We start from the raw sequence: 19,079 nt of genomic DNA, 5'->3' as shown, positions 1-19,079 counted from the left end.
GCGTTAAGCGGGGTCTTGCGCCAGTTCGCCGTTCTCCGGAACAGATGGTTCGTCCCCCTGCTTAGGCTCCTTGATCCTGAACCACGTCACATAAAGCGCCGGCAGGAACAGCAGCGTGATCGCCGTGCCGGCGATGATGCCGCCCGTCATGGCGTAGGCCATCGGGCCCCAGAACACTTCGCGCTCGATCGGGATCAGCGCTAGGCTGGCGGCCGCGGCCGTCAGCGCGATCGGCCGCATGCGGTGCTCGGTCGCTTCGATCACGGCTTCCCAGCGGTCTTGGCCCTCGGCCACCAGATCCTCGATCTGCACGATCAGGATAACCGAGTTGCGGATCAGGATGCCGATCAGCGCCAGGACGCCCAGAATGGCGACGAAGCCGAGCGGTGCGCCGCTCGGCACCAGGGCCGCGACCACGCCGATCAGGCCGAGCGGCGCCACCGCCACCACCAGGAACAGGCGCTGAAAACTTTGCAACTGGATCATCAGGATGGTCGCCATCACGAACAGCATCAGCGGCACCACCGCTGCGATCGGTCCCTGGCTTTGGCGCTTTCCTCGACCGAGCCGGCGGTTGCAACGGAATAGCCGGTCGGCAGTTTGGCGATGAAGGCGTCGACCGACGGCTTCAATTCGTTGACGACGGTGGCCGGCAGCACGTCGCCGACCAGGCCGGCGCGAACGGTGATCGTCGGGATGCGGTTGCGCCGCCACATCGTCGGCGTTCGAGGTCGTAGCGGAAGTTCGCGACCGCAGCGAGCGGGATCGCTTCGCCGTTCCCGGTGACGGGTGAGCTGTCACGGACTGCCCCGTACGTGTATCGGTCGGCTGGTTAAGACCGGTCTGTCGAAGTGGTCCGCATCGACGACAGGCCCAATCGCCCGGCGGCGGTGCCAACTTGAGGAAAACGTGAAATAAGGTCAGAAGAGGCCTTGGCATTCATCTAACGAGAACGGGCGTCGGCCCGATGAGGGACGAAATGAAGAACGCAGCCATTTCTGAGCGCAAGAACCAGTCGATCTCGCGCGGCGTCGGCATGACGACGCAGATCTATGCCGACCGCGCCGAGAATTCGGAGATCTGGGATGTAGAAGGCCGCCGATACATCGATTTCTCCTCCGGTATCGCCGTCGTCAACACCGGCCACCGCCATCCCAGGGTGATCGAGGCGGTCAAGGCACAGCTCGACCGCTTCACCCATACCTGCCACCAGGTCGTACCCTATGAGAGCTATGTGCGGCTGGCCGAACGGCTGAACGGCATGCTGCCCGGCAAGTTCGAGAAGAAGACCATCTTCGTCACCACGGGCGCTGAAGCCGTCGAGAACGCCATCAAGATCGCCCGCAACGCCACTGGCCGCCAAGCCGTCATCGCCTTTGCCGGCGGCTTCCACGGCCGCACCTTCATGGGCATGGCGCTGACCGGCAAGGTCGTGCCCTACAAGGTAGGCTTCGGCGCCATGCCGGGCGACGTCTACCACGCGCCATTTCCGGTGCCGCTGCACGGCGTGTCTACAGCCGATTCGCTGGCCGCGCTCGACAGACTTTTCAAGGCCGATGTCGATCCGGCTCGCGTTGCCGCCATCATCATCGAGCCGGTCCAGGGCGAGGGCGGCTTCTACGACGCGCCGCGCGAATTCCTGACGGCGCTGCGCAAGCTCTGCGACCAGCACGGCATGCTGCTGATCGCCGATGAGGTGCAGACCGGCTTTGCCCGCACCGGCAAGATGTTCGCCATGGATCATCATGAGGTCGCGGCCGACATTACCACCATGGCGAAAAGCCTGGCCGGCGGCTTCCCGCTGGCGGCGGTCACCGGCCGCGCCGAGATCATGGATGCGCCCGGTCCTGGCGGGCTCGGCGGCACCTATGGCGGCAGCCCGATCGGTGTCGCCGCAGCACACGCCGTGCTCGACGTAATCGAGGAAGAAAAGCTGTGCGACCGCGCCAATACGCTGGGCGCCCGGCTGAAACAGCGGCTGCAGTCGATCCGCGACGATGTGCCCGAGATTGTCGACATCAGGGGTCTCGGCTTCATGAACGCGGTCGAGTTCAACGACGTCAAGAAGGGCCTGCCGTCGGCCGAGATCGCCAATGCGATCCGGCTGAAGGCGCTCGACAAGGGGCTGATCCTGCTGACCTGCGGCGTCTACGGCAACGTCATCCGTTTCCTGGCTCCGATCACCATCCAGGACAATGTCATGAACGAGGCGCTCGACATTCTGGAAAGCTCGATCCGCGAAGTCTGCGCTGCCTAGCGCAAACCCCTACCTCCCCCTTGTGGGGAGGTCGGACCGCAGGTCCGGGTGGGGGGCCTCGCGCCGACCCCAACCCCGCTGCTTCGCAGCGACCCTCCCCACAAGGGGGAGGGTAAGTGCGTCTAGCCCGCAGCCCGTGCCGGCTCATCCTGCTGGAACGCTGCCAGTGCAGCCTTCAGCCCGTCAGGTCCCTCAGCAATCGTCTGCGCCATCGGCGAAAACCCGGCCCCGAGCATCTTGCGGCCCAGCATATGGTCGCCCGGCCTGTTGACGGATTCGATGCCGAGCAGCCGGCTTCCAGCATAGTGGTAGATCGAGAACTTGTTCTCAGCGAGGTTGCCCAGCACGACATGGCTGTCGCCGCCCGAGGTCAGCCCGACCATCTGCAGTTTCATGTCGCCGATGTCAGACCAGAACCACGGCACCGCCGCATAGGCGTCCGTATGGCCGGTGATCGTGCGTGCGGCAAGCCGCGCCTGGTCGGTGGCGTTCTGCACCGATTCCAGCCGCACGTCGCCGCCGGTCGACCAGTGGCGGTAGGAAGCGGCGTCGCCGATGGCCAGAATATCAGGCACTGAGGTGCGCATCTGTTGGTCGACGCGGATGCCATTGGCGACAGTCAGTCCGGCAGCCTGCGCAAGTTCGACATTCGGCACGGCGCCGATGCCGACGATGACCATGCGCGCGGGCAGCCTTTCGCCGGTGGAGGTGATGGCAGCGCAGACATGGCCGTTTTCCCCTTCCAGCCTGGCAATGGTGGTGCCGGTGAGGATACGCACGCCGATCGCCTCCAGCCGTTGGCGGACATGGCTCGCCACCACCGGCGCCACGGCGCGGCCAAGCAGCCGGTCGACAGCCTCGACCAGGGTGACGTTGCGGCCGGCGGCCCTCAGCGTTGCCGCGATCTCCAGCCCGATGAAGCCGCCGCCGAGGATGACCACGTCTTCGCTTTGGGCGCTGAGCGCGCGGATCAGCCGCGCATCGGCGATCGAGCGCAGCGACAGCACGCCCGAGAGGTCGGCGCCCGGCAGCGGCAGAAGCCGCGGCCGCGAACCGGTGGCCAGGATGAGCCGGTCGAACGGCAGCACGCCGCCGCCCGCTACCTCCAGCTTGCAGCCTGCCGTATCGAGGCTGTCTATTCGGATGCCCGGCCTGAAGTCGATGGCGCTGCCGGTGTAAAAGGCCTCGCCGCGCAAGGGTTGCGGCTTGGCATCGGCGTCCTTGATGAAGGTCTTCGACAGCGGCGGCTTGTGATAGGGCAGATCGGTTTCGTCGCCGATCAGTATGACAGGCCCGTCATAGCCTTCCTCGCGCAGGCTGGCGGCCGCTTGCACGCCCGCATGACCCGCACCGACAATGACGACCCCGTTCTTCATCGCAACCCGAATTCCTGTTTCAAATCTGGAGCATGATGCCGAAAAGTGTGAAGCGGTTTTCGGACGACATCATGCTTTGATTGTGAGCCGTTCCGCCAGATGGCGATTGTCTGCCGCCGTCGCAAGAGCCCCGGTCCGGGTCGCACCCGGAACGGTCGCTTGTCAATCGCGGCGTCTCTCACCTTGGCTGCTGGCTACGATTTAAAGTTGATAGTTCTAGTTTAGAATAATTCTAAACTGTTGTTTCAATTGAATTTTCTAGGGTTCACCAGTTGACTTCCGGCCCTCGCCATCGTTTTATGGAGGCTCGCGCGTCAGCGCATCCCTTTGATGTTTGGGCCTTGAACCCGTTCGATTGGAGGCATTTGGTGTCTTTCTCCCGTGAGCCGCAGAGCGGCGCGGCATCTGTGGTGTCCTACGGCATGCCTATGTCCCGGCACCGTTTGGCACGCGCGCCTTTTACCGAATCCCCTTTGAACTGGAGACTGATGATGACAGCGCGATATGGCGGCAGACTGGCTGCGATCGGTGCCACGGCTATGTTGACGGCGGCGGTTTTCATCCTGCCGGCCAAGGCGGCGGAGATCGATGCCAAGGCGGTCATCAAGACCTATTCCGACATCGCGCTGGCCAAGTACGAGGATTCGCTGACCACGGCGCAGGCGCTCGACAAGGCTGTCGACGCGCTGCTTGCCAACCCGTCGGCGGACACGCTGAATGCCGCCCGCGATGCCTGGAAGGCGTCGCGCGTGCCCTACCAGCAGACCGAGGTCTACCGCTTCGGCAACAAGATCGTCGACGACTGGGAAGGCAAGGTGAACTCCTGGCCGCTCGACGAAGGCCTGATCGACTACGTCGCCAAGAGCTACGGCACCGAGTCCGACGCCAACGCGCTCTACACCGCCAATGTCATCGCCAACAAGGACATCGAGATCGACGGCAAGAAGGTCGACGCCTCGAAGCTTTCGCCGGAGTTCCTCGCCGGCACGCTGCAGGAGGCCGGCGGCATCGAGGCCAATGTCGCCACCGGTTATCACGCCATCGAATTCCTGCTCTGGGGCCAGGATTTGCACGGCACCGGCCCGGGCGCCGGCGAGCGTCCGTTCACCGACTACGACCTCAAGAACTGCACCGGCGGCAATTGCGATCGCCGGGCCGAGTATCTGAAGTCGGCCAGCGATCTTCTGGTCTCCGACCTGCAGGAGATGGTCGGCAACTGGAAGGAAGACGGCGCCGCCCGCAAGAACCTCGTCGATGGCCAGCCGAACACCGCTATCTCGGTGATCTTCACCGGCATGGGCTCGCTGTCCTACGGCGAACTGGCCGGGGAACGCATGAAACTCGGCCTGCTGCTGCACGATCCCGAAGAGGAGCACGACTGCTTCTCGGATAATACCTACAACTCGCATCTCTATGACGCCATCGGCATCCGCGCCGCCTATCTCGCCAGCTACACGCGCATCGACGGCACCGTCGTTTCAGGCCCGTCGGTGCACGATATGGTCAAGGCGGCCGATCCGGCGATCGACAAGGAACTATCCGACAAGCTCGATGTCTCGGTCGCCAAGATGGAGGCGATCAAGGCGCGGGAAGTGGCCGGCGAGGCCTACGACCAGCAGATCGCCGAGGGCAACACCGAAGGCAATGCTACCGTGCAGGCGGCAATCGACGCGCTGGTCGACCAGACCAAGTCGATCGAACGCGCCGTCGGCGCGCTGAACCTGAACAACATAGCCTTCGAGGGGTCCGACAGCCTCGACGCACCGGACAAGGTGTTCAAGTAGCACCCCAACCAACTACCAGCCAAACGGCGCGGAGGGGCGCCGTCAGCCAGAGCCAATCCATGCTGATCTGCCATTGCAACATCATCACCGAAAAGGAGATTGAGCAGACGATCGTCGATCTGCTGGATCAGGACCCCTGGCAACTGATCGTGCCGGCGAAGGTCTATCACACGATGCAAAAGCGCGGTCGCTGTTGCGGCTGCTTCCCAAATGTGGTCGAAACGATCATTCGGGTCACCGAAAATTACCACACCCGTTCGGAGGCGAGCGGCGTGGACATCGTTTCACACCTGGATCGCGTCAGAGGCCTGCGCGTCCAATATGGGAGCAGAATCCATGAAAGGCGAACCGCAGATCATCGAGCGGCTTAACGAGGCTCTGTTCCTGGAGCTTGGCGCCGTCAATCAATACTGGGTGCATTTCCGCCTGCTCGAAGATTGGGGATATGCCAAGCTGGCAAAGAAGGAACGCGCCGAATCGATCGAGGAGATGCACCATGCCGACCGGCTGGTGGCCCGTATCATCTTCCTCGAAGGGCATCCCAATTTGCAGTCCGTGGCGCCGTTGCGCATCGGCCAGAACGTCAAGGAAGTGCTCGAATCCGATCTCGCCGGCGAATATGACGCACGCACCGCCTACAAGCGTTCGCGCGAGATCTGCAACGAAGCCGGCGACTACGTGACGATGAAGCTGTTCGAGGAATTGCTGGCGGATGAGGAAGGTCACATCGACTTCCTCGAGACGCAGCTCGACCTCCTTGCCTCGATCGGCGAGGAAAAATACGGCCAGCTCAACGCCGCATCGGCGGACGAGGCGGAATAGGACCATGCAGGAATGCGGCGCCCCATAGATATTCTGCGCCGCTTGCGGCGGGCCGCCGGCCCGCTGCTCCTCAAAAACCCGCGATATCAGGCCTTTCGCGGGCTTTCGGTTGTAACCCTGGCGGCAATTTTGGCCCCGGCCCTGGCCGGATCGTCGGAACCGGTCGGCCTCGCCACGAGCCGCACCGACCTGACGCCGAAGGACCAGGCCCGCGTCCTTGCCGTTACCAGGCCAACCCAGGATTTCTACAAGCCCGAATCCTTCGAAACGATGCAAGGCGGCGCCGGCACGTCGCGCAAGCAGGTCGATCGCGACGCCTTCTCGCAACCCTCTGAAAACATCACCTTCGAGGAACAGGGCAATTTCAAGCTCGGCAATGCGCTTTTCCGCAAGAACTGGGTGTCGTCGCCATCCTCGACCCAGGCCTCGGACGGTCTCGGACCCCTGTTCAACGAGCGCGCCTGCCAGAATTGCCATTTGAAGGATGGCCGCGGCCGCCCGCCGGCCGCCGACAGCCGCACCACGTCGATGTTCCTGCGGCTAGCGCGCGATGCGAGCACGGCCGAGGAAAAGACCGAGATCGCCGCGCACAAGGTGCTGAACTTCCCCGATCCGGTCTACGGCGCGCAGTTGCAGGAACTGGCGGTGCCCGGCCTCAAGGGCGAAGGCCGCATGTGTATCGATTATCGCGAGGAAAAGGTCACGCTCGGCGACGGCAGCGTGGTTTGGCTGCGCAAGCCGAGCTATTCGGTCGACGGGCTTGGCTACGGCCCGCTTGACCCGCGCACCACGCTGTCGCCGCGCCTGACGCCGCCAATGATCGGCCTTGGCCTGATCGAGCAGATCGCGCCGGCCGACCTCCTTGCCCATGCCGATCCCGGCGAACGCGACGGCATTTCCGGCAAGCCCAACATGGTGCGTGACCTCAGCAGTGGGCAACTGACGCTTGGCCGCTTCGGTTGGAAGGCCCAGACCGCGTCGATCCGCCAGCAGGCGGCGGACGCCTTTGCCGGCGATATCGGCATTTCGACGCCGGACGAGCCTAGTCACTGGGGCGATTGCACCGCAGCCGAAGAGGCCTGTTTGGCCATGCCCAATGGCGTGCCGAAGCGGCTCGGCCCGGTCGAGGCGCCACCACCGGTGATGGACCTCGTCACCTTCTATTCGCAGAACCTTGCGGTGCCGGCGCGGCGCGATGTCGGCGCACCCGCCGTGCTCGCCGGCAAGAAGCTGTTCTACGAGATGGGCTGCATTGCCTGTCATACGCCGAAATTCGTCACCATGCGCGGGAACAAGGCGCAGGCGTTCCAACTGATCTGGCCCTATTCCGACTTTCTGCTGCACGACATGGGGCCGGGCCTTGCCGACGGCCAGGCAGTGGGCGATGCCACGGGCAGTGAATGGCGCACCCCGCCGCTCTGGGGCATCGGCCTGACCAAGGCCGTCAACGGCAACGCTTTCTTCCTGCATGACGGGCGTGCGCGCACGCTTGCCGAAGCGATCCTGTGGCATGGTGGCGAGGGGCAGAAAGCGCGCGATCGCTTCGCCGCCGCCAATACGGCCGACCGCGATGCTCTCATCAAATTCCTGGAGTCATTCTGATGCTCAAGCGGGTTTTGCCTGTTCTACTCCTCCCATTGGCTCTGTTCGGTGCGTCCCCGGCATCGGCCTCGGTGAAAGCCTCCGACGTGATCCAAAGAGCGATCGACGGATTTGTCCGCCCCGCCTATGCCAGCCTGCATGGCCATGCCGGCACCTTGGCGAAGGCCATGGACGCGCTCTGCCAGGCGCCGTCGCAGGGCAACCTCGATGCCGCGCATGCCGGATTCTCGGCCACGGTCGCAGCCTGGTCGTCGGCTGAAATCATCGGCTTCGGGCCAATCAAGGAGAACAACCGGCTGGAGCGCATGCTCTACTGGCCGGACCGAAAGAGCATCGGCCTGAAGCAGGTGCAGGCGGCGCTGGCCGGCAAGGATCCGACCGCCACCGATCCGGCGCAGCTGGCGGGCAAGAGTGTCGCGATGCAGGGATTAGGGGCGCTTGAGTTCGTGCTTTACGGCGACGGCGCCGAGACGCTCGTCGGCAAGGACGAGCCCTATCGCTGCGCCTATGGCGCGGCAGTCGCCAAGAACATCGAGACCATGGCGGCCGATGTCGACGCGGCCTGGAAAAAACCGGACGGTTTTGCAGCCTTGTGGGCTAATCCTGGACCCGACAATGCGCTTTACCGCGACGGCACCGAAGCGGTGACCGAACTGGTCGGCGTCTTCATCAACGAGCTGGAAATGGTCCGCGACGTGCGCCTCAAAGGTTTTCTCGGCGCCAAACCGCAGGGTGACAAGCCGAGGCAAGCGATCTACTGGCGCTCGCAAAACACCGGCCTTTCATTAGCCGGCAACCTCTCCGGCATTGATGCGCTGTTCCAGGCCTCGAAGCTCGGCGACGCGCTGCCCGAGGATAGCAGATGGATGGCGGAATCCATCCATATCCAGCTCATCAATGGCGTTGCCACTGCCAAATCCATCCAGGGTCGGATCGACAAGACGCTCGCCGATCCCGCGGAGCGCGGAAAACTCGAACATTTCGCGCTGATCACCTCCAGCCTGTCGGGCTTGATCGGCACCCGGCTAACCGCCGAGTTCGGCCTGACCGCCGGCTTTTCGTCACTGGACGGGGACTGACCAATGGTTGCGACACGCACGCCGCTGATGGACCGCCGCGATTTTCTCAGAGCTGCCGGCGCCGGCTTCGTCGCGTCAATGGCGCCGCGGGCCTGGGCGGACACGCTTGCCGCCGATGCCGTCTTTGCCACCGCCTTCGTCAAGCGCGACGGCAGCTTTGGCGCCGCTGTGTTGTCGGAAGCCGGAAAAGTATTGCATGCGATCGACCTGCCCGACCGTGGCCACGACGTCACCTTCGATCCGGTCTCGAAGCGCTCCGTGGTCTTCGCCCGGCAACCCGGCACCTTCGCCGTGGTCTTCGACCATGCCGGCCGCGAGCCGCCGCTGACCATCGCCAGCATCACCGGTCGGCATTTCTTCGGCCACGGTGTGTTTTCCACCGACGGCGCGCTGCTTTACGCCACCGAAAACAATTTCGACAATGCCGCCGGCGTCGTCGGGATCTACGACGCACGGGCCAAGTTCAGCCGCATCGGCGAGTTTCCGACCTATGGCATGGGGCCGCATGAGCTCTTGCTGGTCGGAGACGGCCGGACGATCGCCATCGCCAATGGCGGCATCGAGACCCATCCCGACTATGGCCGCGCCGAGCTCAACATCGCCACCATGAAGCCGTCCTATGTGCTGGTCGATCGCACAACCGGCGATCTCATCGAAAAGCACGAACTGCCGCCGGCTCTGCACCAGCTGTCGATTCGCCACATGGATGCCGACCCCACAGGCACCATCTGGTTCGGCTGCCAGTACCGCGGGCCGGGCACCGAGCGGCCACCGCTGGTCGGCCGCGCCACGCGCGGCAAGGGGCTGCAGCTGCTCGACATGCCGCAGGACGTGCTATCCGGCTTCCGGAATTACATCGGCTCGGTCGCCGCCAACCCGATTGCCGGCACGGTCGCGGTGTCTTCGCCGGAAGGCAATTCGCTGGCCGTCATCGACGCCGCCAGCGGCAAGATCGTCGCCACCAAGGCGCTGGTCGAGGTCTGCGGCCTGGCGCCCGACGGCCCGGGCTTCATGGCAACCACGGGTGCCGGCGAAATCATCGAAGGCAGCGGCGCGACGCGCTCCGAGCCCGACTATGTCTGGGACAACCACATGCTGCGCATCGCGCCGGCGGCGTAAGCCGTCCGGCCTGCACCGAAGCGAAGCCACTTAACAATTTACGCGCTGGCTCTTGCGGCGGCGCGCCGTGGCGGGCAGAGGGAGACTGTTTTTCGAACCGGTCGCCCATGAAACTGCTCGCCATCGACTGTGCCGCCAATCTCTGCGCCGCTTGCGTCTATGACGCATCGGGCGGCAGAGAACTTGGCCGCTCGGTACTCGATCTCGGCAAAGGCCATGCCGAACACCTGATGGCTGTCATTGACGAAGCGCTGAAAGCGGACGGCACCGATTATGCCGGCCTTGGCGCCGTTGCGGTTTCCATCGGTCCGGGTTCCTTCACCGGCCTGCGGGTGGGCGTCTCGGCGGCGCGCGGCCTGGCGCTGGCGCTGAAGATCCCGGCGATCGGGGTAACGACACTGGAGGCGCTGGCGGCCGAGGCGAGGGCGGCATTTCCCGGCCGCCCGGTCCTGGCCGCTCTCGATGCCGGCCGCGAGGAAATCCATGCCGCGCTTTACGATGCGGAAGCGATTTTGCGCTATGGTCCGGCGGTGACCACACTTGCGCAAGCCGCGGGAATGGCGGCGGACAATCGTCCGGTGCTTGCCGGCACGGCCGCCGTGCAGATCGCAGCCGCGGCCGGTCGCGATTTCGATATCGGCCCGACGGCTGCCACCGCCGACATTGCCGTCTACGCCCGGCTCGCCGCTGCAAAAGGCGAGGGCGACAAGCCGAAGCCACTCTATCTGCGCGGCGCCGATGCCAAGGCGCAGGCCGGGTTCATCCTGTTGAGGCAGGAAAAGTGATGCGCATCCCTTTCCTCCAGCCGCGCCGCAGGGACTATGCGCTCGAGCCGCTGACCATCGCCGACAGCCCGGCAGCGTCGGTGCTGCACCGCGAGGATTTCGTCCGGCCCTGGACCGATGGCGAGTTCGCCGCGTTGCTCGAACAGGAAACGGTGTTCGGCTATGCCGCGCGCGAAATCGGCCAGGGCGCCAAGCCGCCGGTCGGCTTCGTGCTGGCCAGGCTTGCAGCCGGCGAGGGCGAGATTCTGACCGTGGCGGTGGCGCGCTCGCATCGCCGCCAGGGGCTCGGCTGGCAATTGATGGACGCCGTACTGCGCGAATTGCATGCGCAGCGCGCCGAGGCGCTGTTCCTTGAGGTTGACGAGACCAATGTCGCTGCCATCGCCCTCTACCGGCGGCTGGGCTTCCGCCAGGTCGGCCACCGCGCCAATTATTACCGCTCGACCGAACACGGTCCTACCGGCGCGCTTGTCATGCGCCGCGATCTTCGCTAGCCAAAGTTTTGGGGCAGGGCCAAGCTGCATGATCGGAAAAATCAGGATTTTCCTGGCGCTGGGCCTCGTTGTCGTCGGTTCGCTGGTCCTTGTGCCTTTGCAGCTGCTGTCGATGAAGACTGGAATCTGGCGTGAGACGGTCATTCTGAAGGCCTGGCACAGCCTCATCGTCCGGACGCTCGGCCTGCGCATCCATGTCAAAGGTGCGCTGTCCAGCCAGCGCCCGCTGCTGGTCGCCTCGAACCATATCTCCTGGACCGACATCATGGTGCTGGGCTCCTTTGCCGATGTGACCTTCATCGCTCGGGCGGACATGGAGGGATGGCCGCTGATCGGCTGGCTGTCGAAACTGCAGCGTACGGTCTTCATCGAACGCGAGCGCAAGCGGACAGCTGGCGACCAGGCCAGCGAGATCGCCAGCCGCATGGCCAAGGGCGACGCCATGGTGCTGTTTGCCGAGGGCTCTACCGGCGACGGCAACACCATCCTGCCGTTCAAGAGCACCTTGTTCGGCGCCGCCTCGATGGCGATTTCGGAAGGCGCGGCCGAGCAGGTCTTCATCCAGCCGCTGGCGATTGCCTACACGCGGGTGCACGGCGTGCCTCTCGGCCGCCGCCACCGGCCGCTCGCTGCCTGGATCGGCGATCAGGACCTGATGCCGCATCTCAAGGTGCTGATGGCCGAAGGCGCCATTGACGTCGAGGTGCATTTTGGCGAGCCAATCGCCTTTTCCAAGGGCTCGAACCGCAAGGAAACGTCGAGGCTGATGGAAACCCAGGTGCGCGCCATGATGCAGGCCGCGCTCGCCGATCCCCGCCCAAGCCGCTAGCGCAGGCCGGGCGCCTACAGGCCGATGCCCGAGAATCGTCTGTTTTTTGTCACGGAAAGGCGTTAGAAGCCGCCGGATGGATTTGAACACGATAGAGCGGAACGAAACCGACAGCGCCTCGCAAAGCGCTGCTGCGGCGTCCGCCCCGGCCAAAAAGGTCTTCGTCAAGACCTATGGCTGCCAGATGAATGTCTATGACTCACAGCGCATGACCGATGCGCTGGCCGCCGACGGCTACACCGCGACCGATGTCATCGCCGACGCCGATCTGGTGCTGCTCAACACCTGCCATATCAGGGAGAAGGCGGCGGAAAAGGTCTATTCCGAGCTTGGCCGCATCCGCGACATGAAGGCTGAACGCGCAGCAGTTGGGCGCGAAATGCTGATCGGCGTCGCCGGTTGCGTCGCGCAGGCCGAAGGCGCGGAAATCATCCGCCGTTCGCCTGCTGTCGATCTGGTCATCGGCCCGCAGACCTATCACCGGCTGCCCGATGTGCTGGCCAGGGTGCGTGGCGGCGAGAAGATCGTCGAGACCGAATACGCCATCGAGGACAAGTTCGAGCATCTGCCGCAGCCGAAGCGCGCCGAAATGATCAAGCGCGGCGTCACCGCCTTCCTCACGGTGCAGGAAGGCTGCGACAAATTCTGCACCTTCTGCGTCGTGCCCTACACCAGGGGCTCGGAAGTGTCGCGTCCGGTGGCGCAGATCGTCGCCGAAGCCGAGCGGCTGGCCGATGCCGGTGTGCGCGAGGTGACGCTGCTGGGGCAGAACGTCAATGCGTGGCACGGCAAGGGTGAGGATGGCATGGAATGGGGACTTGGCCGTCTGCTGTTCCGGCTGGCCGAGATTCCCGGCCTGGCGCGGCTGCGCTACACCACCAGCCATCCGCGCGACATGGACGACGAATTGATCGCTGCCCATCGCGACCTCCCGGCTTTGATGCCCTATCTGCATTTGCCGGTGCAATCCGGGTCCGACCGCATCCTCAAGGCGATGAACCGCAGGCACACGGCCAAGGACTATCTGGCACTGCTTGAGCGCATCCGCGCTGCGCGCGGCGACATCGCGCTGTCCGGTGACTTCATCGTCGGCTTCCCCGGCGAGACCGATGCAGATTTCGAGGCAACCATGGGTCTGGTGCGCCAGGTGAACTACGCCTCGGCCTTCTCGTTCAAATATTCGCCGCGTCCCGGCACGCCGGGCGCCGATATGCCCGATCACGTGCCGGAAGCGGTCAAGGACGAGCGCCTGCAACGCCTGCAGGCGCTGCTGCTGAAACAACAGCAGGATTTCGGCCTGGGCCTGGTCGGCAGCACCATCGACACGCTGATCGAGAAGCCCGGCCGTCAGGCCGGCCAGAAGGTCGGCCGCTCGCCCTGGCTGCAGCCGGTTATTGTTGATGAAAAGGCCGGCAAAATCGGTGACATTATCCGGGTGCGAATCACGAAGACGGGCTACAATAGCCTGTTCGCCGAGTTGGCTTGATGGGCTCGGCAGATGAGGAGAGACGGTTGAGCGCTGCTGAAGTGAAGACTCTGCCCCAGAACCAGACATCCGGGGCCTCTGACATGGCGCACATCGTTCTGACTTTCGACAACAACAAGCTTGCCAGCGCCCTGTACGGCCAGTTCGACGAGAACCTGGCCCGGCTCGAGCAGAAGCTCGGCGTCGACATCCGCTCGCGCGGCAACCAGTTGACCATCAAGGGCTCGGCCTCGGCGGCCGAACAGGCGCGCCGCGCACTCGACAATCTCTACGGCATTCTCCAGAAGGGCACCGACATTGGCCAGTCCGACGTCGATGGCGCCGTGCGCATGGCCATTGCCGCCGACGACCAGCTGACGCTGCCGACGCTGGAACGCAAGGGCAAGGTTTCGGCCGCCCAGATCTCCACCCGCAAGAAGACGATCTATGCCCGTTCGCTCAACCAGGACGCCTATATGCGGGCGCTGGAGCGTTCGGAACTTGTCTTCGGCATTGGCCCCGCCGGCACCGGCAAGACCTATCTGGCGGTGGCGCATGCGGCGATGCTGCTCGAACGCGGCATGGTCGAGCGCATCATCCTGTCACGCCCAGCGGTCGAGGCCGGCGAGCGGCTGGGTTTTCTGCCCGGCGATATGAAGGAAAAGGTCGATCCGTACCTGCGGCCCCTCTATGACGCGCTCTACGACATGATGCCGGCCGACAAGGTCGAACGTGCTATCGCTGCCGAGGTCATCGAAATCGCGCCGCTGGCCTTCATGCGCGGCCGCACGCTGGCGCATGCCGCCGTCATCCTGGACGAGGCGCAGAACACCACGCCGATGCAGATGAAGATGTTTTTGACCCGCCTCGGCGAGAATTCGCGCATGATCGTCACCGGCGATCCGACGCAGATCGATCTGCCTCCAAGCACCAAGTCGGGCCTCGTCGAAGCCTTGCGTGTCCTTGACGGCGTGGTCGGCGCGGTAACCGTGCGCTTCAACGATGTCGACGTTGTGCGCCACCCGCTGGTGGCCGAAATCGTCAGGGCCTATGACCGCGACGCCAAGCTGGCACGCGGCCTCGGCGCCGAGAGCTGATGTGACGATGCGGGCTCATGCCTGAAGACATAAGACCTGGCGGCGGGGACAGTTCGGTTCCCGTCGAGATCGATATGTCGGTCGAGGCCGGCGACTGGCCCGATGAGGCGGCGCTGACGCGTCTGGTCGATCGCGCCGTGTCGGCTGCCTTTGCCGAAACCGCTGCTGCCGGTCCTTCCGAACTCAGCATCGTCTTTTCCGACGATGCCCATATCCGTACCCTCAATGTCGGCTGGCGCGGCAAGGACAAGGCGACCAACGTCTTGTCTTTCCCGGCTTTTCCGTTCCCCAGGGGTGGCAAGCTGCCGCCCATGCTGGGTGACATCGTGCTGGCCGCCGAGACGGTGGCGCGCGAAGCAGCCCTGGAAGACAAGCCCTTCGAGAACCATATCACCCATCTCGTCATCCACGGCCTGCTGCATTTACTGGGCTACGATCACGAGACCGATGCAGAGGCCGAGGAGATGGAAGCCATCGAGCGCTCAACGCTCGCAAGGCTTGCCATTCCCGATCCCTACACGTAATGACAAAAGACCAATTGACCGGACGACGATGAACGACAAACCAGAAACTGCCGCCCGCCCCGAGGCTGGCAGTGCGACAAAGCCTTCCGATACGACGGAAGAGGGATCGAGTCCGAGTCCCAGTTCCGGCAGCCCCGCTTCTGGTAGTATTGCCAGCGAGCCATCGCCTGCCGGTCCGTCCTTGTTCGACCGCGTCTTGGGCCTTTTCAGGCAGCGGAACGGCACCAGCCTGCGCGAGGAAATCGCCGGCGCGCTTGCCGAAACGACCAGCGATGCCGGGTCTTTCTCGCCCGGCGAACGCGCCATGCTCAACAACATATTGCGCCTGCGCGAGGTACGCGTCGAGGACGTCATGGTGCCGCGCGCCGATATTGAGGCCGTCGAGATCACCACGACGTTGGGCGATCTGCTCGGTCTGTTCGAGCAGTCCGGCCATTCCCGCATGCCGGTCTATTCCGAGACGCTCGACGATCCGCGCGGCATGGTTCACATCCGCGACGTGCTGGCCCACATCACCAAGGTCGCCCGGGTCAAGAAGGGCAGAACATCCAGGAAGACGCCGGCAACGACGCTTCTCGACCTCGCTCAGGTCGATCTCGGCCGCACCATCGGCGACCTCAATCTGATCCGCCCGGTGCTGTTCGTGCCGCCCTCGATGCTTGCCTCCGACCTGATGGGCCATATGCAGACGACGCGAACCCAGATGGCGCTGGTCATCGACGAATATGGCGGCACCGATGGTCTCGCCTCGCTGGAAGACATCGTCGAGATGGTCGTCGGCGATATCGAGGACGAGCATGACGAGGACGAGCCGCTGATCACCCAGACCGGCGAGGGCGTGTTCGTCGTCGACGGCAAGGCCGAGATCGACGAGGTCGCCAAGATGATCGGCGAGGACTTTACCGCCGGTGAGCATGGTGAATATGTCGACACGATCGGCGGCATGATTTTCAACACGCTCGGTCGCGTGCCCGCGCGTGGTGAGGTTGTGCAAGCCATCCCCGGTTTCGAATTCCACGTGCTCGACGCCGATCCGCGCCGCGTCAAGCGGGTGCGCATCGTCCAGAACCAGAAGGGCGAGCGTCGCCGCCGCGTGACCGCCCCCCGCACCGAGCAGGCCTAGGACAGAACGTTGCCCGGCCGATGACGATCGACGATCCCTTCAAGCACTCAACCTTTGGCTCGGGTGTCTTCTACAAGGACCCGCGAGCCGCATTGAAATGGCTCGAAACGGCCTTCGGCTTCGAGCCGAGCATGGTGGTCAGCGATGCCGACGGACGGCTGGTCCATGCCGAAATGCGTTTTGGCGACGGCTACATCATCGTCGATTCCGAATGGGCCGATCATATTGCCAGTCCGGTAAGCGTCGGCGGCAAGAACACTCAGTCGGTCTGTGTGCGTCTGAAAGACGGCCTGGACGTGCATTGTGAGCGGGCAATGGCGGCTGGAGCCCAAATCGTCGAGGAGCCTGCCGACCATTTCTACGGCGAACGGCAGTATCGGGCGCGCGACCCCGAAGGCCATGTCTGGACCTTCTCCCAGACCTTGCGCACCGTGCCGCGCGAGGAGGCCGAGCACCTGAGCGGGCTAACCATCGAGGGATGGCACCGATAGCGCAGCGATCGGCCGGTTCGCGTTTCAATAAATCTGATAAATCTTGGCTCTTGATTCGCGCGACCTGGGAAGTCTGTATGGAGCGCCTTGCCGGCCGGATAATTCTGCTTTGGGGCTGGCGGCGCGCGCTGGTGGCGTTTCTTGCCGGGGCGCTGGCGGTGCTCGCCCAGGCGCCTTACGATTTCTTCGCCGTCTGTTTCGTCTCGTTTCCACTGCTGGTCTGGCTGCTCGACGGCGCCACCGGCGAGGCTTCCGACGGCTGGCTCAGGCGCCTGCGGCCGGCTTTTGCCATCGGCTGGTGGTTCGGCTTCGGCTATTTCCTCGCCGGCCTATGGTGGATCGGCGAGGCGCTTCTGGTCGAGGCCGACAGTTTCGCCTGGGCCTTACCCTTCGCGGTCGTAGGCATTCCTTTGGCGCTGGCATTTTTCTACGGCTTCGCCACCGTCGTCGCGCGGCTGTTATGGACCAACGATATTGGCCGCGTTGCCGCCCTTGCCTTTGCTTTTGGCCTGACGGAATGGCTGCGCGGCTTCCTGTTCACCGGCTTTCCCTGGAATGCCGTCGGTTATGCGGCGATGCCCGTGCCGCTGTTGATGCAAAGCGTGTCGGTGACCGGCATGGTCGGCATGAACGCGCTGGCGGTCTTTGTCTTCGCCATGCCGGCCTTGCTTGCAGCACGCCGGCATGTCCGTCTCGGTGTGGTCCTGCTTGCCATTCTCGTCGCCGCTCATGCCGGCTTCGGCTATGTCAGGCTCGCGACCCCCGACAAGCCGGCAACCCGCACTCTCGATGTCCGCATCGTGCAACCGGATGTCGACCTCAGCGAAAAATGGGACGCCTCGGTGCGCGACCGCATCTTCGCCACCATGATGGGCCTGTCGGTCGCAGCGCCCGATCCCGGTCATGACAAACCGCAGTTGATCCTGTGGCCGGAGACCTCGGTACCCTTCCTGTTCACCGAGCGTCCGGACGCGCTGACCGCGCTCGGCGACATGCTGCAGCCTGGTCAGATGCTGATTGCCGGCGTAGTGCGCGAGGAGCGCGGATCGGGGGCGGATGCCGACAGCCGCTACTACAATTCGGTGGTGGCGATCGACGACAAGGGCGAAATCGCTGATGCCGTCGACAAGGTCCATCTGGTGCCGTTCGGCGAGTATCTGCCGTTTTCCGGTCTGCTCAGCCGCTTCGGCATCGGACAACTCGTCGCCGGGCCGATGAACTTCGCCGCCGGCAACGAGCGCCATCCGATCGCTCTGCCCGGCGGCATCAGCGCCTTGCCGTTTATTTGCTACGAGGTGATCTTTCCGGATCTGGTGGCTGTTGACGCAACGTCATCCCAGCTTATTGTAAACGTCACCAACGACGCATGGTTCGGCGACACGCCCGGGCCGTACCAGCATTTCAGGCAGGCTCAGATTCGCGCGGTGGAAAACGGATTGCCGTTGTTGCGCGCCGCCAACAACGGCATTTCCGCCGTTGTCGATACGCGGGGACGCATCGTCGACGCATTGGCGGTCGATGCACGTGGCGCCATCGACGTGCGGGTGCCGATCTCCGGCCAAGCCTTCATCTCCGCCGCGGGGCGGCGCATTAACGGAATGCTGATCATGTTGGTGTTTGCCGCAATCGCCCTCAGCTTGAACGTAAGGCAACGGCTACGGGTGAATTGACAGTCGACACATTAGAAACTCATACTGTTACCGCCTAATTTTCTCGAAGTCGGTTGGTGTTTCTGTTGGGGCAGTTGGCTCCGGCTTCGTTTGGGCGAGAAAAATAGAAAAGGCCGGAAAAATTCGGCGAGGAAAAAATGACAGAAGAAAACAAGAAGAAACCGAATCCGATCGACATCCATGTCGGAAGTCGCGTCCGCCTTCGGCGCAATATGCTTGGAATGAGCCAGGAAAAGCTTGGTGAAAATCTCGGTATTACGTTTCAGCAGATCCAAAAATATGAAAAAGGAACGAACCGCGTCGGCGCCAGCCGTCTGCAGGCAATAGCCTCGATACTCAGCGTGCCTGTCGCCTTCTTTTTCGAGGATGCGCCAGGGCAGGAGCCGGTGGGTAATAGAGGATTTGCCGAGGACACTTCGATGGCTTTCGCCGTCGAATTCTGCGGCAGTCCGGAAGGGCTTCAGCTCAACCGCGCGTTCGTCAAGATCGCGGATGTAAAGGTGCGCCGCCGGATTATCGACCTTGTGAAGTCCCTTTCTGCCGAAGATGCCGAGTGATTCGG

The 19,079-nt window shown here is 63.8% G+C and carries 18 protein-coding genes and 1 pseudogene; 17 read left to right on the top strand and 2 right to left on the bottom strand.

Annotated elements, in window-relative coordinates:
• Window positions 1-3 precede the first annotated feature (3 nt).
• A pseudogene (locus NKJ57_RS12710) lies at window positions 4-784 on the bottom strand (efflux RND transporter permease subunit); the annotation flags it as partial.
• 195 nt (window positions 785-979) lie between these two features.
• Here NKJ57_RS12710 and NKJ57_RS12705 point away from each other — a divergent pair.
• The gene (locus tag NKJ57_RS12705) at window positions 980-2,257 is read left to right on the top strand and encodes a 4-aminobutyrate--2-oxoglutarate transaminase (protein WP_023818836.1); all 1,278 of its coding nucleotides are present in this window, start codon (window positions 980-982) and stop codon (window positions 2,255-2,257) included.
• Window positions 2,258-2,379: 122 nt separating this feature from the next.
• On the opposite strand, the gene NKJ57_RS12700 is transcribed toward NKJ57_RS12705, so the two are convergent.
• Complete coding sequence (locus NKJ57_RS12700; protein WP_352510981.1) at window positions 2,380-3,633, bottom strand: NAD(P)/FAD-dependent oxidoreductase; 1,254 nt, start codon at window positions 3,631-3,633, stop codon at window positions 2,380-2,382.
• 491 nt (window positions 3,634-4,124) lie between these two features.
• Between NKJ57_RS12700 and NKJ57_RS12695 the strand changes: the two genes are divergently transcribed.
• From NKJ57_RS12695 to NKJ57_RS12620, 16 genes are all read left to right on the top strand, one after another.
• Complete coding sequence (locus NKJ57_RS12695) at window positions 4,125-5,417, top strand: imelysin family protein (protein WP_352511129.1); 1,293 nt, start codon at window positions 4,125-4,127, stop codon at window positions 5,415-5,417.
• A 59-nt stretch (window positions 5,418-5,476) separates the two neighbouring features.
• Window positions 5,477-5,788, top strand: a complete 312-nt coding sequence (locus NKJ57_RS12690; RefSeq protein WP_023669536.1) for a (2Fe-2S)-binding protein — start codon at window positions 5,477-5,479, stop codon at window positions 5,786-5,788.
• Window positions 5,754-6,239, top strand: coding sequence for a bacterioferritin (gene bfr, locus NKJ57_RS12685; RefSeq protein ID WP_023669537.1), 486 nt, complete (start codon window positions 5,754-5,756; stop codon window positions 6,237-6,239). Before NKJ57_RS12690 ends, bfr begins: the two co-directional genes overlap by 35 nt.
• Window positions 6,240-6,251: 12 nt before the next feature.
• On the top strand, window positions 6,252-7,841 hold the full coding sequence (locus NKJ57_RS12680; protein ID WP_352510980.1) for a di-heme oxidoreductase family protein: 1,590 nt from the start codon (window positions 6,252-6,254) through the stop codon (window positions 7,839-7,841).
• Window positions 7,841-8,920 carry an imelysin family protein gene (locus NKJ57_RS12675; RefSeq protein ID WP_023821522.1) on the top strand — a complete coding sequence of 360 codons (1,080 nt, stop codon included), beginning with the start codon at window positions 7,841-7,843 and terminating at the stop codon, window positions 8,918-8,920. The genes NKJ57_RS12680 and NKJ57_RS12675 overlap by 1 nt, the downstream gene beginning before the upstream one ends.
• A gap of 3 nt (window positions 8,921-8,923) precedes the next feature.
• Complete coding sequence (locus NKJ57_RS12670; RefSeq protein WP_023821523.1) at window positions 8,924-10,039, top strand: DUF1513 domain-containing protein; 1,116 nt, start codon at window positions 8,924-8,926, stop codon at window positions 10,037-10,039.
• A gap of 107 nt (window positions 10,040-10,146) precedes the next feature.
• The gene (gene tsaB / locus NKJ57_RS12665) at window positions 10,147-10,824 is read left to right on the top strand and encodes a tRNA (adenosine(37)-N6)-threonylcarbamoyltransferase complex dimerization subunit type 1 TsaB (protein ID WP_023669541.1); all 678 of its coding nucleotides are present in this window, start codon (window positions 10,147-10,149) and stop codon (window positions 10,822-10,824) included.
• Window positions 10,824-11,318, top strand: a complete 495-nt coding sequence (gene rimI, locus NKJ57_RS12660) for a ribosomal protein S18-alanine N-acetyltransferase (RefSeq protein ID WP_023669542.1) — start codon at window positions 10,824-10,826, stop codon at window positions 11,316-11,318. Before tsaB ends, rimI begins: the two co-directional genes overlap by 1 nt.
• Window positions 11,319-11,346: 28 nt before the next feature.
• Window positions 11,347-12,147 (top strand): lyso-ornithine lipid O-acyltransferase, encoded by an 801-nt coding sequence (gene olsA, locus NKJ57_RS12655; RefSeq protein WP_352510979.1) that lies wholly within the window; start codon window positions 11,347-11,349, stop codon window positions 12,145-12,147.
• A 76-nt stretch (window positions 12,148-12,223) separates the two neighbouring features.
• A complete protein-coding gene (miaB, locus tag NKJ57_RS12650) occupies window positions 12,224-13,633 on the top strand; it encodes a tRNA (N6-isopentenyl adenosine(37)-C2)-methylthiotransferase MiaB (protein ID WP_352510978.1) in 1,410 nt (469 codons plus the stop codon).
• Window positions 13,634-13,716: 83 nt separating this feature from the next.
• Entirely contained in the window at window positions 13,717-14,709 is a 993-nt protein-coding gene (locus NKJ57_RS12645) for a PhoH family protein (RefSeq protein ID WP_502902026.1), read from the top strand.
• A 17-nt stretch (window positions 14,710-14,726) separates the two neighbouring features.
• Window positions 14,727-15,233: an rRNA maturation RNase YbeY gene (gene ybeY / locus NKJ57_RS12640; RefSeq protein WP_352510976.1), complete on the top strand. Its 507-nt coding sequence runs from the start codon at window positions 14,727-14,729 to the stop codon at window positions 15,231-15,233.
• Window positions 15,234-15,261: 28 nt separating this feature from the next.
• The gene (locus NKJ57_RS12635) at window positions 15,262-16,356 is read left to right on the top strand and encodes a hemolysin family protein (protein ID WP_023682011.1); all 1,095 of its coding nucleotides are present in this window, start codon (window positions 15,262-15,264) and stop codon (window positions 16,354-16,356) included.
• Window positions 16,357-16,376: 20 nt separating this feature from the next.
• Window positions 16,377-16,847 (top strand): VOC family protein, encoded by a 471-nt coding sequence (locus NKJ57_RS12630; RefSeq protein WP_352510975.1) that lies wholly within the window; start codon window positions 16,377-16,379, stop codon window positions 16,845-16,847.
• 77 nt (window positions 16,848-16,924) lie between these two features.
• The gene (lnt, locus tag NKJ57_RS12625) at window positions 16,925-18,517 is read left to right on the top strand and encodes an apolipoprotein N-acyltransferase (RefSeq protein ID WP_352510974.1); all 1,593 of its coding nucleotides are present in this window, start codon (window positions 16,925-16,927) and stop codon (window positions 18,515-18,517) included.
• A gap of 137 nt (window positions 18,518-18,654) precedes the next feature.
• Window positions 18,655-19,074: a helix-turn-helix domain-containing protein gene (locus NKJ57_RS12620; RefSeq protein WP_023669550.1), complete on the top strand. Its 420-nt coding sequence runs from the start codon at window positions 18,655-18,657 to the stop codon at window positions 19,072-19,074.
• Window positions 19,075-19,079 lie beyond the last annotated feature (5 nt).

Origin of the sequence: Mesorhizobium sp. M0077 (genome assembly GCF_040322955.1) — a bacterium.
Lineage (GTDB): Bacteria > Pseudomonadota > Alphaproteobacteria > Rhizobiales > Rhizobiaceae > Mesorhizobium.
This window is presented reverse-complemented; position numbering and strand designations above follow the sequence as displayed.